The 16,301-nt window shown below is 55.3% G+C and carries 11 protein-coding genes, 1 rRNA gene and 2 pseudogenes; 8 read left to right on the forward strand and 6 right to left on the reverse strand.

Annotated features, from left to right (window positions below; all coding sequences use genetic code 11):
* The first annotated feature begins 75 nt into the window (after positions 1-75).
* The 4 genes from rrf to C437_RS12170 all read left to right on the forward strand — a co-directional run bounded on the left by rrf (position 76) and on the right by C437_RS12170 (position 7,301).
* Positions 76-198, forward strand: a 5S ribosomal RNA gene (gene rrf, locus C437_RS12155).
* 1,024 nt (positions 199-1,222) lie between these two features.
* A complete protein-coding gene (locus C437_RS12160) occupies positions 1,223-2,785 on the forward strand; it encodes a PD-(D/E)XK nuclease family protein (RefSeq protein WP_004517260.1) in 1,563 nt (520 codons plus the stop codon).
* Complete coding sequence (locus C437_RS12165) at positions 2,782-6,288, forward strand: UvrD-helicase domain-containing protein (RefSeq protein ID WP_004517261.1); 3,507 nt, start codon at positions 2,782-2,784, stop codon at positions 6,286-6,288. The genes C437_RS12160 and C437_RS12165 overlap by 4 nt, the downstream gene beginning before the upstream one ends.
* Before the next feature lie 161 nt (positions 6,289-6,449).
* Entirely contained in the window at positions 6,450-7,301 is an 852-nt protein-coding gene (locus C437_RS12170) for a DUF6920 family protein (protein WP_074655005.1), read from the forward strand.
* A 612-nt stretch (positions 7,302-7,913) separates the two neighbouring features.
* On the opposite strand, the pseudogene C437_RS20950 reads toward C437_RS12170, so the two are convergent.
* Positions 7,914-8,029, reverse strand: a pseudogene (locus C437_RS20950) (DNA-binding protein); the annotation flags it as partial.
* Between the two features lie 471 nt (positions 8,030-8,500).
* On the opposite strand from C437_RS20950, the gene C437_RS12175 reads away from it, so the two are divergent.
* Positions 8,501-9,259, forward strand: a complete 759-nt coding sequence (locus C437_RS12175; RefSeq protein ID WP_049919766.1) for a creatininase family protein — start codon at positions 8,501-8,503, stop codon at positions 9,257-9,259.
* Between the two features lie 452 nt (positions 9,260-9,711).
* A pseudogene (locus tag C437_RS12180) lies at positions 9,712-10,941 on the forward strand (glycosyltransferase family 2 protein).
* Between the two features lie 433 nt (positions 10,942-11,374).
* Here C437_RS12180 and hcsS read toward each other — a convergent pair.
* From hcsS to arsD, 4 genes are read right to left on the reverse strand one after another with little or no spacing between them, the layout of a single operon-like run.
* The gene (gene hcsS / locus C437_RS12185; RefSeq protein WP_004517264.1) at positions 11,375-11,563 is read right to left on the reverse strand and encodes a halo-CC-star protein HcsS; all 189 of its coding nucleotides are present in this window, start codon (positions 11,561-11,563) and stop codon (positions 11,375-11,377) included.
* Positions 11,554-11,922 (reverse strand): halo-CC-star protein HcsL, encoded by a 369-nt coding sequence (gene hcsL / locus C437_RS12190; protein ID WP_004517265.1) that lies wholly within the window; start codon positions 11,920-11,922, stop codon positions 11,554-11,556. Before hcsL ends, hcsS begins: the two co-directional genes overlap by 10 nt.
* A complete protein-coding gene (gene arsA, locus C437_RS12195; protein ID WP_004517266.1) occupies positions 11,919-13,844 on the reverse strand; it encodes an arsenical pump-driving ATPase in 1,926 nt (641 codons plus the stop codon). The genes hcsL and arsA overlap by 4 nt, the downstream gene beginning before the upstream one ends.
* Positions 13,845-13,847: 3 nt before the next feature.
* Positions 13,848-14,177 (reverse strand): arsenite efflux transporter metallochaperone ArsD, encoded by a 330-nt coding sequence (gene arsD / locus C437_RS12200; RefSeq protein ID WP_004517267.1) that lies wholly within the window; start codon positions 14,175-14,177, stop codon positions 13,848-13,850.
* Positions 14,178-14,612: 435 nt separating this feature from the next.
* On the opposite strand from arsD, the gene C437_RS12205 reads away from it, so the two are divergent.
* Both C437_RS12205 and C437_RS20365 read left to right on the forward strand, forming a co-directional pair.
* Complete coding sequence (locus C437_RS12205) at positions 14,613-15,002, forward strand: ArsR/SmtB family transcription factor (protein WP_049919767.1); 390 nt, start codon at positions 14,613-14,615, stop codon at positions 15,000-15,002.
* A 510-nt stretch (positions 15,003-15,512) separates the two neighbouring features.
* Complete coding sequence (locus tag C437_RS20365; protein ID WP_004517269.1) at positions 15,513-15,851, forward strand: HalOD1 output domain-containing protein; 339 nt, start codon at positions 15,513-15,515, stop codon at positions 15,849-15,851.
* A gap of 132 nt (positions 15,852-15,983) precedes the next feature.
* Here the strand turns inward: C437_RS20365 and C437_RS12215 are convergent, their stop codons facing one another.
* The gene (locus C437_RS12215; RefSeq protein WP_049919768.1) at positions 15,984-16,244 is read right to left on the reverse strand and encodes a hypothetical protein; all 261 of its coding nucleotides are present in this window, start codon (positions 16,242-16,244) and stop codon (positions 15,984-15,986) included.
* Between the last annotated feature and the right edge of the window lie 57 nt (positions 16,245-16,301).

The raw sequence follows: 16,301 nt of genomic DNA on the forward strand, positions 1-16,301 counted from the left end.
AATCTGGATCGCACGAACACACGGTGGAGTTTGATCGAGACTGGTACGTTCACGGTTCGATTCCGTGACTCGACGTTAGGCGGCCACAGCGGTGGGGTTGCCTCCCGTACCCATCCCGAACACGGAAGATAAGCCCACCAGCGTTCCGGGGAGTACTGGAGTGCGCGAGCCTCTGGGAAACGCGGTTCGCCGCCACCATTCATACCTCTTAGCCCACTCAGGAGAGACATCTCTCCCGAGTGGGTTTTCTGTATTTATAAGCAGTTAACTCATTCAGTGAACAGATCGCTTTCACGATCTGTGAGTCGTCTCTGACACGCTGATAATCATCTAACTACTAGCGACTGACTCGCTGGTTGGTGCCGTACCAACAGCTATCACTCAGTGCACAAACCTTGACTCATGACTCGAAAGCTACCGGAGAGGAAGAGTACCTGCGGGAGATTGGCAAGGCTGAAGTTCTGAACATCATGCTCGGCACGACAGTTCGAGGGGAAGGCCAGTACCGACGAGGTTCGAACGGACTGTCCACACAACAGCGTCGGTTCTGACATATCGGCTATACCACGGCTTCGATTGGACGAATTTTAGCCGGCAGAAAACCCCGCTGGTCGCCGCCTGAACGCTTCTCAGCAACTCGGTTCCAAGCGTACTGTCAACGGTTTTATTACGGTGTCAGGTGTTTATAAGTGTAATTGATGTATGGTCTCTCCGGTCTTTTCCCTCACTTCGTAGTTGGTCACGTACTGCGGTTTGTAGGAGATAGCGCGTGACAACATCGCTTTCGCACGGTTCAGAGACACCAATCTTTACGACCCATATTCACAATCCTGAACATCTTCTGACATTCGCAGAGCGGTCAACAACGCAGACTGACCTGATTGTGACGCCAGTTCAGTTCCACCAGCGGAATCTTACACACCGACTGGCAGCGCAGAATCAACCACGGAGTTCGATGCGGTTTGTCAGTCCAGGTCAAATTGCACGCGAGGTTTTAGAAGCGACAACTGGTGAGGCCAAAGCGCTTGATCGTCTTGACCGGATTCGTTCGCTTGAAACATTGCTTGAGACTGAACCAGGTACATTTGACGCATTCACTCCACTGTATGGGTCTCATCTTAGTTCACACGCAGCAGATATTGAGGCATCGCGTCGGGCAGTCGAAGCGATTACCGCGTACGATGATGAACGGTTAGCGATATTCAGAGAGAGTCTTACTGACGTGCAGCCATTCGCTCGGCAAGATGCAGTTGATCGCATCGACGGTGCAATCGCAACTAACCGGCGTCTCGATGCCGTTACTGACGGCGCAGTCTCGACCGATAGTGTGTTGCGGAAGGCGACAGCAGTCCTCCGCGAAAACGGGGAAGACATCTGGAACAACATCTATCCTGCTATCGAGCGGATTCATCTTGCGGGCGTGAGTTCGATCGAAGCACCGCTCTTTGACCTGCTGTCGTGTATCGCTACCGAGACCGCAGTCGATGTGCATCTGTTTCTCCGTGCCGGGACCGGACCTCGAATTGACGCTCGGCTCTGTGGCCGCCCACCGGCAGCTGTACAGAGCTACCAATCATCGTCGCTTGAGATTGATGCCCCAGAGTTTGTCACACCGACGCGGAGTCACGAAGCACGTCTCGCACTGGCACTTGTCGATCAGTTACGCAGTACTGGCGTGTCACCAAGTGATATCTTGCTCGTCGCCCGTGATGTCGCCGCTTATGAGAACGAACTGCAGCGTGCAGCCCATCACTATGGGCAGTCTCTCTCGGTGTGGACGCAACTGAGCGTGAGAGAGACGATTCCCTACACACTGATCGAGTCACTCTGTACCCTCCTTGCTCAGAAAAACGATCACATTCCTGCTCAAACGCTGCTTCAGCCCCTTGCATGCGAGTGGGTTTCACCAGATGCACCTGACAGCAGTGTCGCCCCGCGGACGCTTACTGCCTTAGAGGGGGAGCTTCACGGATGCGATCCACTCACACTCGAAGAATGGCAGGAAACATTCACTCAAAACACAGAAATTACTGGCACTGCCTCGGCTGTATCGCTTGTTGAATGGCTATCAGAGTGCCCCCAATCACCCGCCCCAGCAGATGTGGAGGAAACGTTTAATCCACTGATTGAGGCATTCAGAGCCCGTGTCTTGCCGGCACATCGTGACCGAGATACTGACACATTGGCCGAGACGACGGAAACAGCCCGTGCGCTCGTCCGCCTTGAAGAGATGGTCCCGCAGGTAGCTACGAAATACGAACAGTGGCTCAGGCGTGATTACAGTGAGCAGTCGTGGGAGGAGGTTCAGTACCTCTTCGAGACAATTGCGAGAATAAAACCAGGACGGCGTGAACACGCGAATGCAGCAGTAATCGATGTCGCTGATGCAACGGATACCTGGTTACGTCGCGTTCCCTACGTCATTGCAATTGGCCTCGTTGATGGAGAGTGGCCACAGACTGCTGATGGACTGTTTCCTGCCGAAGTTCGTGAGACGATTCTTGCTGGTGAGTCCGGCCCAATCCGGTCACTGGCACCGCGTGAGCGCTGGACAGAAGCTCGCGAGTACGACCACTTCGTAGATGCAGTCTCGACAGCAACTGAACAGGTGATTTGTACACGGCACCACCGAGACGCCAACGGAGTCTCACGACCGCGATCCCCGTTTCTTGATGCGATTGAGACAACGCGCGTCGACGAAACAGCAACGGACCGACTGCTCAGCTCAGAACAAACCACGCCAGCGGCACTCGCAACCGTGCTTCCAACTGAGGCGTCTAGATGAGCCGAGATACCGTGACTGACGAGCAGCCACAGAACGAGTATATTCGATTAGATGGCGCACAACGCGATATTCGAGACGAGTTTTTCGGGCACGACGCAGGGCTGTTCATCCAGATGTCTGACCCCGGCACGGGCAAATCGACGACGACAGAGTTTATCGCTGCAGAGTATCTTATCCGAGCGTCTCTCGATGGCGTTGATGCCCCCGAAGAACGGGTGGCGTTCATCTCGTTTACACGCGATGATGCAGCGAGTATCGGGCCGGGTATCGCAGAGGCCCTCGAGACATTGGCACGCGACCCAACAGTCGACTATGAGATATCAGTCGAGGCTGCACAGGCACTCGGTCGGCGTGTCCAACACGCGAGCAATATCGGGACTGTCGACAGCTTTCTCGGCTCCATTTTTCAGTCGATTGCGGCGGAAGTCGGGTTTTCCGAAGGTCCAACTGTCGGTGAGAATTCGGAGTTACAGCGTGTGCGTGCCGAGTGTCTCGCCCGACTGCGTGAGAAGCCACGATATGCAGCCCATCTTGAACGGCTGACAGAGGCCTATCCCGGAGATGGAGCGTATCAGGATGACGCGGGTGACATACTGAGAAAGGCACAAGTTGCGTGTCGCGAACGGCAACTCTCGGTGTCGGCATTCCAGCGGCAACTGAAGACGATTGTCGAAGAGACGTATCCCACAGGCAGACCAGCGTCGTTTGCCGACATTCGAATGGCCGTTGACCAGTTCGTCGACGAGGAGACAGCGACGGCGTATGAACAGCGAGTCGACGATCAGAGAAAATCCGATATAGTTGCGTCTGATCGGTCCCTCTTCGAGTCGTGGTCAACAGCAATTGCGGATCTTTGCTCACTACTCGACGCCTATATTGACGTGTACGATACTGTGACAAGAGAGCAAGCAGTGGCATCACACCTCGATGCTGCGCACTGGGTCGCCCGCTTTTTCACCGATGATGCTTTCGAGGGCCGCTTCCGGACTCGGCTGCAGCACCGATATACCGAACAACTGTCTGTTGTCGTCGTTGATGAAGCACAAGACGTTTCGACAGTCCAGAGTGCTGCACTGTCCCCTCTCGCTGATCGAGACATGCGCGTACTCCTTGCCGGGGATCTCAAACAGCTTATTTTCTTGTGGCGGAACGCCCAACCTGCGTTGTTCCGGACAGCGATAGACGACGGCCGATATTTCGGCGTCGATTGGGACAAACAGTGCGTCGTATACGAACACCGGACGCGCCGCTGTCGGCCAGATATTGCAGCTGCCATCGATGCGATATTTACGGATGTTTTCACCGACAGTGCTCGTGGCGCTACCGAGACTGTCACTCAGCGCTACTCCAAGCTTGAGCCGACCCGTGAACAGACAGCAGCACCAAACGTTCATATCGGGGCCTTCTCGACGACGGCCAGTCCTGGCAGCGCGGAGTATATTGCGCCAGATAGCGGGGGCGGTGAGGCGGACATCCTTGCTAGTTCCATCGCGGATGGCCTCGCAAGTGGACGATTCGCGGACGAAGCCGAGCCAGACACCGACCCGACAGTCACCGTGCTATTCCACCAGCGAACTAATCTCCAAGCCTACACCCACGCGTTCGAGCGTGTCGGTCTCTCAGTCGGTAACGCTACAGAAGACCTGTTCACACACCCACTGGTCAAATTCGTCGTCGAAGTCTGTACGGCGCTTTCACACCCAGATCTCGAAGCAGAATTGCGTTCTCTGCTACGCGGAACCGATTCTGAATCGGTCTTCTCCGAGACCGTCATTTCTGGGACAAAAATACCAGCTGTGTTCGAACTCTATGGGCCATCGCTCAGTGCAATTGTCGACCAAACAGATGGGGACCGACCACCAGTTGCATTCGCTCATGGGCTCGACAACCTTGTGGCTGAAAAAGCAACGCTTGAGGCCGGGTCACCCACGGCAGTCATCGAGGCCATCATTACGGAACTTGACCTGTGGTCAGACCCACTCGATCTGAGTGAAAGTCCAACACAGCGAGTGACTGCCCTAGATGCCCTGTTGACGTATGTGGGACAGTTGGAAAGTGACGCATCCAACTCGTTCGAGAGACTGGTGGCAAGGCTCAAACAAGTACATGCAAATCCGAAAAGTGGACCGAAGCTCCCACTTGCTCGTGAGCAGGACTACGACGTTGTCTTCAAAACAATCTTCCAGATGAAAGGTGACGAAGACGACGTCATCGCACTCGGCGACATCGGCCAGCATATCGGCAAGATGGGCCCACACGTCGACACACTTAGTGCCCAGGGATCAACGGTCGCGCTGGCACCACCGAAAAGTGAGACGACAGCCACAACACCAGCGCTCCCTGGCTTCGAGCATGGCATTTACACGATTGACTGTCGGCCGTGGGACTACGATGCTGGTCTCCGGTGGATAAGCCAACGGTGGGCCGCTGACGATTGTCTGGCGGGGTCACAGCCGCTCTCGACGCTCGCCCACGCACACCGGGCCGGTCGCTGGCGATTACTCTACGTGGCGCTCACACGGGCGCGTGACCATGTGGTGATTCCACTTCCAGAGCAGCGCGAGCAACCGGCTCCACGTGACTACTGGATTGACACTCTCCGAGAGGGGCTTGACTTCGATGCAACAGTCCCGGAGACGTATTCCTGCAATACGCCAGCAGGGGAGGAAATCCCTATTCGGGTCCATCGCGAGACCGCAGACAGCGAAGAAGTATCCGAGAGTGAGCCACTGGCACCAGCAATCACAGCCGTACCAGCCGAGCAACCGCCACCGTGGACGCCTCGGTATGTCAACCCCAGTACGCTGTTTCCGTTGCTAGACGACCCACACACGCACATACTTGACCACCTCCAGAGTCGGCCACTACAGACACAACACGAGGGCATGAGTGACGAAATTGATCTCACATTGGAGACGGCTGGGCTGGAGGATATCGGCGAGATCAGTCACCACGTCATTGCGACGGCAATGCGTCACCGCGACAGTGTTGAGACTGACACACTCGGTCAATGTGACGGAGTCGTTGGACGAACACTGGAGTACGAACTTGCGAAGCGCCCGTCTCTGTCCGATGAGGAACGGAATCAGATAGAATCGTTCATCAGTGAAACTGTGTGTCCCCAGTTTGCACAGTCGAAGTTATGGGCACAGGTTCAGACTGCAGCGGACGTGTACGTCGAAGAGTCGGTACAGTTGCTACTTCGGATAGACGGTCTCGAAACAGAAGTCAAGGGAACACCAGATGTCATCTTCAGACAGGCAGACAGTCACTGGGAAACAGCTGAAATTAAAATTATTTTCCAAGATAATGATGCAGCGACACAGAACCGACATACACTCCAAGCACGGCTCTACGCATGGGCGCTCTCGAAACAGCTTGCTGATGAGGCAACTATCGATGCTCGGCTGATACAACTTGGTGTCAAGCAGCGTGAGGAGGTACTTCCTTGGGACAAAGAGACCCTGACAGCCCGTCTGTCACAGATCCGGTCATTGGTGTAACCGTTTTGTTTCCACCGCTTTTGCACCACAGCGACGCATGTCGACAACGTGTTCGAGATCAGTGAGAAAGCGGTCAATCGTGTCTCTAGATGTGAGTTGTCAAGCTCGCAGCAGTACCAGACGAGGCTGTGGTTTTTGAGCCAGGACATAGATTTCCGGGTATGCGACTCGCACGTGTCCTCCGGATTGCCCTCAGTGTAATTCTGGCTACAGTAACTGCGGTCAGTGCTGGACGACTCCTCCAGCGGCGGCGAGCCACACAACACAGGAACGACCTTCGGCGGTTGGCCGCGACTAGCCGCGGTCGGACGGTGTCCACGGATGATTTTGAGGGTCTTCCAGAGCCAGTGCAGGACTACTTTGCCAACGTCCTCAGCGAGGGGCAGCAGTACGTCGAAACCGTGGCCCTCGAACAGGAGGGAGAACTACGACCAGGAGGTGCAAAATCGGCGTGGAAACCGTTCACCGCAACCCAGTACGTCACGACTGACCCGCCCGGGTTTTTCTGGAATGCCACTGTTGGACTCTGGCCACTGATCGACATCCAGGTCGGCGACTGGTACTGCGGCGGGGACGGCAGTGCGAGAGTCTCGGCGTTGGGATTGCTCCCGCTCGGTGGTGACGACGCGAACCCGGAATTGAATCGTGGTGAGCTGCTTCGCTATCTCGCTGAAGCGGTCTGGTACCCGACGGCACTGTTACCCAGCGAGGGTGTCGAGTGGAACCCTGCCGACGAGAGTACAGCGAAAGCGACGCTTGAGTACGGAGACACCAGCGCCACACTCACGTTCCATTTTACCGAGAACGACGAGGTGTCGCAGGTCCACGCCGAACAGCGCCCGCGACGTGTGGACGACGGATATGAACCGACACCCTGGACCGGACGTTGGCACGACTACGAGACCCACAACGGAATGCGAGTCCCGACGACTGGCAAAGTACTCTGGCATTTGCCCGACGGGAAGGTGGAAGCGTGGCGGGGACGACTCACCGAAATCAGCTACGGGGAATAACATCGATCGACGGCGATGGACTTCAGACATCGTCGATGCCCCCGATCCGACTCAGTAGGATTATTCGAATCTATCACTGGGGGCGTGAGCTAGTACGACGACTACTCCATCGATATCCAGAGCCACTGGGTATCCACATACCCGCTTCTATGGCTGTCCACACCCGTTTGTTGCTTCAGACGGTCGAACTGTGCGTTCTGGCAGCAGCTGTGCGAATCTGGGACTCTAGTCGTGTTGTATTCTACCGAAAGAAGAACAGCAAATAGAACCTTTAGATGGATAGAAGAGACGATTCTAGTGACGTAAGAACTAATTGTTAGACGTTCATTAAATCTAACTGGGTTCGGGTCACTGCCAAACTCACCCAGACAGCCCATCTGAGCGAGTCACTGGACCCAGAACCCGCGCGTGCCTCTGACAACAACCGGGCGACTCGTCCTGTGCCAGCGGTCGCCCGAGATATCCTTTCTGGTAGGAATATAAAACAGGTGTGATATTGTTGTGATCATAATGAATACTCACTGTGGGTACCCTCCAGCAACAGGCCGGGCTGTCCACGAAGGTTGGCGAGCGTGCTGGCCCAGCGCTGAAGTAGGCGTCAGCCAGCGTCTACACGTTCGTGCGGGCGTCGAGTTCGTTGCAGGCGATGAAACCCTGATCGGCGAGCCGTTGCGGTTCTGGTAAAAGCGGCTGTGGTTGATTGGATCGGCGTAACGCTCGTCGAGATAGCCACACAGAACCGTTACAGGCGGACTCTGAGACCGGCTATATGTTTGAAGCCTAAAACTATGATGTGACTGTCGGTATCACGAGATAATCGGTGTATCACTGCCGGTATCGAGGCCGGACAGTGGTCACCAGACAACTCAAGTTCGCCGTACCAGGCTATCGACCGGAAGAGACGGCCGAACCCGCGAGTCCTTCGAGACTCAGTCGAGACGGGTTTGATTCAATGTTCTCGCCGTCATCACTAGCCGCAAGAGTATCCTCAAGACCGCTGCGGTCAGGACACGTACCAATCTTTCTGTGGAGTGTTCGAGTCGTGAGTACGAATTAGAGGTTTGGACTAACGAAAGTGGCCGTGATGACCTCTGACACAAGCTGCCATTCGTCCAGTATAGGTGGCGCTGGGTGACGCTCTCTCAGATCGGATCAATCTTATCACAAGGTTTTGGTTTTGACAGGAAAGATAGAATCGCATGTCTTCTCGCGACTTATTCTCTCTTGAGGAGATGGCATGGCCAGAAGTCGAATCGGCTCTCCAAAACGGAACACGGACAGTCATTGTGGCTGTCGGGGCAATCGAACAACACGGCCCGCACCTGCCGCTGAATATGGACACGCTGGACGGGGACGAACTGTCACGCCGAATGGCGGCAGAACTGGGCGATGCGCTCGCCGCCCCGACGATCCGGCCCGGTTGTTCGGGCCATCATATGGAGTTCCCCGGCACGATCACCGTGCCACCCGAGACGCTGATGGATGTAATCCGGTCATACTGCCGGTCTCTCGACGAGCATGGCTTCGAACACATCGTCCTTGTCCCAACTCACGGTGGGAATTTCGGGCCAGTCAGGACTGTCGCTCCCGATATCGCCCGCAAACTTGACGCCACAGTGATTTCGCTCGCCGATCTTGACGAACATATGCAATTGCTGAACGAGGGGCTTAGCGAGGCAGGTATCGAATACGATCAAGACGTAATCCACGCTGGAGCTGCTGAGACGGCAATCGTACTGGCCATTGGCGACGGTCTCGTCAGGACAGACCAAATCGAGTCTGGGCTCGAAGGTGATATTTCGCCGGCTCGTCTGTTGAGTGACGGATTTAAATCAATTACCGAAAACGGCGTCCTTGGTGACCCGGCGAAGGCAACCGCTGAGGCGGGAGAGGTGATAATTCAGAACGTCGTTGAGACATATGTTGAGCAGGTCAAACATGAACGCGATGCAGTCTGAGTGACCGCTTTGATCACAGATACACTCCACTACTGAGTGCTATATCAATACTCGCCGGTTGGATCAATGAACGACGACGTGTCGGATTATCGTAACAGTACCCAGATTTCACTTGGTACACGGGATGTCCCTCACGGGAGCGTATTCGGATTGTCGACCTGATCGTCGGGAGATAGACAACATTCTCGCGATACGCCGCCGGTCTGTCTAACTACCCAACGACTGGAGTAGTATTGCTGCTGTATCGGTTAGACATAGCTCAAGGAACTGCTCTCTCGCCGACTGCGTCCACAACGCTCTCAATTTCCTTGTTAATCAATTTATACTGCTCGTAGACTATCCTCGTCTGTCCGTTTGATTTTCGTCCTCAACTCCTCAATTCCCTGTCCTGAACTATGTCCAAACGCTGTTTTCAAGTACATACCGTCTAATAAGAGGCTACAGGCTATTTAATGTCAATTAGTACACTGCTCTTTGCAACAACAACATTCCTTGTTTGGGTTGCATTGATCTATTCATTTTCAGCGTTCTGGTGGGTAATGGAGGTCTTACCGCTCGGCATTGGGTGGAACTCGAGCAAGATGGACGCATGGGGATTAGATGATGTCCAAGTCCGTGTACTCACAATCGGGGCGGAAGATGTCGTCCAAGCGACCGTCGACTCGATCCCTGACGGTGTCGCTGGGATCAGGGTTATCGCTGAACAGGAGATCGAAATCGAGGGGGCAACAGTGTATGTCGTACCGGACTCGTTCAGTTGTGACGCCACAAACAAGGGGCGTGCTGTTGAGTGGGCACGACGACAGATTCCCTGTGAGTCGGAATATGTGTTATATCTCGACGAAGACACACTCGTTGCTGGGCTGACCGGCCTCCCAGACGCCGATTTCATTCAATTTACTGAAAAACCGATTTTCACGGGCTCACGGTTAGCCTACCTGTGTGAGGTGTTTCGGATTGGATATCAGTTCGAACAACGAGCCTTTCGCCGGTTATCATACCCACTGTACGCATGGGGCGGCGGGTTCACAATTCGACACGAGTTGGAAAACGAACTTACGTGGGATGTAGCGACGATTACTGAGGATACAAACCTTATTTGGCGGGCCGCGGATCGGTTTGACTTAGAGTATCGCCTCGTCGACGCCCGGTTCCGAAACCAGGCGCCACCATCGCTGCAAGCGATGATCAAGCAGCGTCGCCGATGGATGTCCGGAACACTAAACGACAATCACATTCTCCCGCTACTGTACCAACCACTCACACTAACTCGCGTTGTGTCTTGGGGATTTTCACCAGCCATTCCACTGTTAATTATTGGGGCTTCACTGGTACCCGGTGCAACAGCCAGCATCCAGTTTTTTGAAGTGGTTTCGACCGCGCTGTTGGTTGTTCTTTTCATATATATGCTATTTGGGCTGTGGGCGTACAGGAAACACCCACTGTTATGACCGGTGTTTTTGCTATTGACACCGCTGGCGGTAGTACTTCATGCAATTGGGGCGGCATGGGGTGTTCTCAGTCCAATCGAGGACTTCGAAGTTACAGAGAAGGTTGCGCCCGAGACAATCGAAGAAGTGAACCCGGAACTAACTGAGGGTGCAATCGAAGCGCATGATGGACAGGACCGTCTCGTTCGCGAATCGGCTGACGAATTCGATACAGAACTGTTCAAAGACTGACTAGGATGACGAAATACCGTCCGTAGCGATAGTAGCGGGACTTCGTTGGTCAGGTCGTCTGTCCGCTCAATCTTCGCCGCCAGTTCCCCGGTCTGAGCCGTGGTGTGGATACAGCTCTCCAGTTCTTCAGGAACATCGTCGATGGGCAGCACCGGTAGCGTCCGGAACCGGTCAAGCTGCGAATTCACTTTCGTGGCCGTCGCATAGAAATCCGCAAACCAACCACTCTCCTCAGGGCGATTGAAAGCGGGAACATGAGCGAGCAGTCGGTCGCCGGCTCGATGACTACGCATGCCTGAGATTCGGCGCGACCAACTAGACGCCGAAGCCGAGGGTAAAAACAAACATCGCCAACGATAGTACCAACATGTCCCGCCCCAGTGCGAAGAACTGCTGTATGGAATCTAATGGGCTTGTTTCTCGCAATCAGCTTTCAACAGCAATCGCCAGTGTCACAGATGTCGTCGTACTGAATTCCAGTCTCCTCGTTGATAGCCTCGTTGCACTGTCTCAGGACGGTCTCAAACTCGAAGTCATCCGCATCGGACTGCATCGCTACAAGCTCCTCACCGAGCGCTTCGGCCGCGTCTAACACGTCTTCGTCGGTGGTGCTCAACAGCACCCACCCCCAGTTGACTGGGCGAACTGCCGGCCGATCTCCTCGCTTATTACGTCATTGGTCCCCTGAAGAAGTTCGACAAGTGCTTCCTGTGCTTCGCGATGGCGCTGGATCGTGTCGTTTGCGTCCATCTCCGATTTGAGATCTTGGAGTTCGCTCATAAGTGATTGGTCGAACCCACCTTGTTGCATCTGTCGTTGTTTTTGCTGGAAGTCCTGCAGCAATGCCGATGCCTCCGAGTCCTCCTCAAGAGCTTCGCTGGCCTCGACGAACTCTTGATAGGTCTCTGAGTCAGTGAGTGTCTGCATGAACGTCTGGAGTTGCTCCTCAACGGCGGCCTCGGCGGATTGCCCTTCACTCATGAGATGGTCACCTCCTGCTCTCGCTCTGTCAGGTCCGACAGACCAGTTATCTCGTCACCGAACGCGCGCAGTTCGTCCAGCCCGACCGGTTCGTCTCGACGCAGCGGCGCGAGCATCATCGGCGTCTCGAAGCGGTCCTTGATTTCGCCGAGGTACTTCTCCTGCTGGGCCCGCCGGTTCGCGAAGAAGGCGTTGTCGCCGTACTCCTCGGGGAGTAGGTAGTTTGCCACGACGAAAGCTGTCTCGATACCGACCTGATCTTTGAGGTCCTCGGCTGCACGGTAGGCCTCCATCATTGGCGTGTATTCGGGATACATGACGAACGCGAAGGAACTCTGCTCGGGGTCCTGCATCGTCTCAATGACCTCGTCGTATTGGTCGCCCTTCGCCGGGGCAGCGCCTTTCGTCAGTGAACCCAGATCCATGAAGCCCTTCCAGTCGGAGGGCAGTTCCAGCAGGCGGAGCGTGTGGCCTGTCGGCGCAGTGTCGAAGACGACGACATCGTAGCCGTCTTCCTCGAAGTAGCTCACGAACTTCTCCAGTGCGGCCATCTCCTCGGCACACGGCGATTCCAGCTCCTCCTCTACATTGGCGATGGCGGCCTCGACATCCAGCTCGGTGTCCTTCTTGCCCGCATACATCTCCTGGACGTGGTCCAGTACCTGCTCGCGGTACTCTTCGAGGGCCTTCTCCTGGTCGATGCGGGCCGCGTCGAGGTTCGCCTGACTGACCGACGTAGGCTCGTGACCGACCGGCTCGCCGAAGATATCTTCGAGATGGGCGGCCGGGTCGGTCGTGACGACCAGTGTCTCGTAGCCAGCCTCCGCGAGCTTCGTCGCCGATGTGGCGGCGACAGTGCTCTTGCCGACACCGCCTTTCCCGGTAAAGAAGAGGTAGCGAGTGTCATCGCCGGGTGTCAACTGTTCGGCGACCGACTCGGGGTCGGCCAGCGTCTCGACGTCGACTGACTGGTCGGTGTCGACGTCCGTGGCAGAGCCGATTTCGACGGTCGCTTCCTCGCCGTCGTAGATGACGCCACCAACGTCCGAAAGCAGGTCTAAACCGGCGATCTCACCGGGCTGGAGTGGGTAGGTTGCTGTGGTGTCGGCGTCGAACTCGGTTTTCGCCCGTTCGATGACTGCCTGTTCGTCCGTGCGTTTCCCCTCGAAGAAGGGGTCATCACAGACCGAGTCGGGCAGGTAGCCGTTGACGACGAGCAGCTGTGAGTTGATACCCAGTTCGCTCAAGTCCGAAGCACTCCGCTCGATTTCATCGAGCGAGGAGTCCTCGGGCTTGCCGACGAACGCGAAGGTCGTCTGCTCGTCGTCCTGCAGTGTGTCGATGGCCTGCTCGTATTGGGTCTTCTTGTCCTCCATGGAAGCGGCGGGGCCGATACAGGTCGAGCCGCCCTTCTCCAGTTCGGCGTTCCAGTCGGAGGGCAGCTCCATCAACCGGATGGTGTGGCCGGTCGGCGCAGTGTCGAAGACGACCACGTCGTACTCCGGGGACTCCATGAAGTCGACGAAGTTGTCGAAGGCGGCAATCTCATCGACACACGGACTGTTGAGTTGCTCCTCGACGGTCTCGAGCTGTTCGTCGTCGAGCAGTTCCCGCATCGGTTCGATGGTCTCCTGGCGGTACTCCTCGGCGGCTTGATCCGGGTCAATTTCGATGGCCGAGAGGTTGTCGATATCGTCGATTTCGGTCACTTCGTGGCCGATCTCCTGCTGGAAGATGTCCGAGAGGTTCGGCGCGGGATCGGTCGTCACCAGCAGCGTCTCATAGTCGTTGTCCGCTAGCCACGTCGCCGTCGCACAGCTGACGGTACTCTTGCCGACGCCGCCCTTGCCGCTGAAGAAAACAAACTCGGTATCTTCACCGCTCGGTTCGACGATTTCTCTGGCACCAGTGTGTGTACTCATCGGTTATGCTTCCTGTGGGGGACTCTGCGTGTCACTTAGTTCGCTCACGAGTTCGTCGTAGGAGAGATACTCCGATTTCGCCACGATATCGCCGTCGACGACGGTAATCGGGAGTATCGATGGACCGTTCTCCTGAACCATATCGTAGATGCGCTGGGTGTTCAGAAACTGGTCGATGTTGTGTTGCATGTTCGCTCGCGTCACCTCGACATCGTACTCGTCTTCGAGTTGGTCAAGGGCGGCACTGACCTCGACGAGTTCGTCGTCGGGGTCCGGTCCGCAGACACCGGTGGAACAACACATCGCTTCTTCGTACAGGGTGAGTTCAGTCATAGTTTCTCTGAGTGTTCAATTGGGTCGGAAGTCAGCTCGAGTACACTTCACGGTTTCCGGAACTATTCTGCCGAATTCATTTGAACGTTGGCTCATATATACTTCAAGCCTTCGGTCGGCCCGCAGTTCCGTTAGTTGCCGGTAGTTCGTCAGCAAAATCTCACTCACCCCTCAGCATAAAGTGGGTGGTCGGATGAGAGTATCGACGCATTTCGCCCTGCTATATCGTGCTTTCTGACCTCTGTGCGTGATTTCTACACCGCAATACCGAGTTCTAGCAGCCTCGCTTCATTAGCACTAACATCGGGTACGTGTTACTGTTCTCCATTGTGCATAGATGAATGAGTAAGTACTAAAATAGGCCTACTTTGGAGGGTACTGCTTTTCGATATCCAGTCCACAACACTTACTTTATTATCTCCTCAATCTATGCGTATGTCATCAACAGAGCGATTACAGCGGTATCTCTCCGATGAAAGCGGTAGCTGTGGTGATACCGAAGTGGCCCAGCGGCTCGCCGAACTCGAAGAACTGGATGCGGCCGCGGGCGGTCCTGACCTCGAAGCAGACGTCAGTGTGCTGTCCGCGCTCGCTAACGAAACGCGATACAAAATCGTCCGTATCTTGCACATCGCCGACGAGGAACTCTGTGTCTGTGAGTTCTCGCCGCTGCTGGATGTCAGCGACAGCGCCATTAGTCACGCGCTGTCCCAGCTCACCGATGCCGGACTCCTGACCCGCCGGAAAGACGGGAAGTGGCGGAAGTACCGGACGACGGCGCGGGCAAACGCGCTGCTGATTGCACTTGACGGATCTCGGAAATGAACTATCATCGTATTGCACTGAGTTAAGCGCACCAATGCTATCGAAGACCGGGTCTCAATACGTTGCAGCGACAGCGTTTACTAGCGAACTAACTAACAGATACAGAGTGACGCCCGCCGTCGCTGGTTAGCCTTGCTCCACTTTTTGTCCATCAGTTATTGGTCGGGTGTTCACCTGAGACAGCGGTGTCTGCGATGGAGGGTAAAGGCGGTATATGCTCACGACCGACGGTAGCTTCGAGCGCGGTCTTGCGACGTAGCAGACAGGTCTTGCGACCGACGCGGTGGAAGGGAATAATCTACTGTAAAGCAGATACGCTAACGAGTCTTTTCTCGAACTCGATGAAACTGCTCTCGAGCTAGTGGTCGCGTCGCCGATTGTCGTGCAAGATACAGAGAGTGTATCAGCACCGATCGATTCCGTCGGTGATCGGTTCGGAACGACTTTCAAGTATTTTAACTCAAATCCTCACAACAGATAGATGTGCACGAGATACATACATGTTCTTTAATGAGGAACACTAAATTAGCGCTGACTCGGAGTTGTACGGTAGTTAGTGACCGGACGTTCGAGAATGACGGGGGCCGGACGCTCACGGAGGCGTTTGTCAATGCCATTGCTGAGGCTGAAGGGGTTGCCTCAACTGAACTGCCGCCATTGTACGAGTCGGTAGATTTTGACGCACTTACTCAGTTGATGGAACCATCCGAGGCTACTGATGGGGACTTGTTGATGGCACTGCAGGTCGGCGAGTGGAACGTATTTGTGAGTGCCAACGGCCGCATCCGTGTCTGCGATGCGACCAGAGAGACCGACCCCGAACCAATTTTCGAGGATGAGTCGGTATAGCCCACGCGCTCACCATGAGATCATGTGACGTTCCCTCGCAGTAGTCGTTTCTATGTATCGAACGACTCCTTTGCACGCTATTTGTGGCAAGACTCAGACACAGACTGTGCGAAGCCTTCTATGACACGCCCGTCACTCTGGCAGTAGCTGATCCAAGACGACACTTGTTCCGTCCCCTGTTCGGGGCACCGTATTCTCTAGCAGATGCTCGTCGCGCTCGTCAACATCAAGGATCCCTGTTTCGACGGTGCGGGGGTCGTCCGCCCGTTCACCGGTGAGAGTTAGGCACAACTGGTTATCTACCTTCCCACCAGCGACTGAAATCACTACAACGTCATCGGGAAACGAGACGGTTGTCCAGCCATCGGGTTTCCGAACCCGCAACTCGATCATTAGCTACTCTTATTGCAGCATGCAGCATCAACGCTCCGTCTAGGTCAGGCGGGTTTT

The sequence above is a fragment of the Haloarcula vallismortis ATCC 29715 genome (genome assembly GCF_000337775.1).
In the GTDB taxonomy this organism is placed as follows: domain Archaea; phylum Halobacteriota; class Halobacteria; order Halobacteriales; family Haloarculaceae; genus Haloarcula; species Haloarcula vallismortis.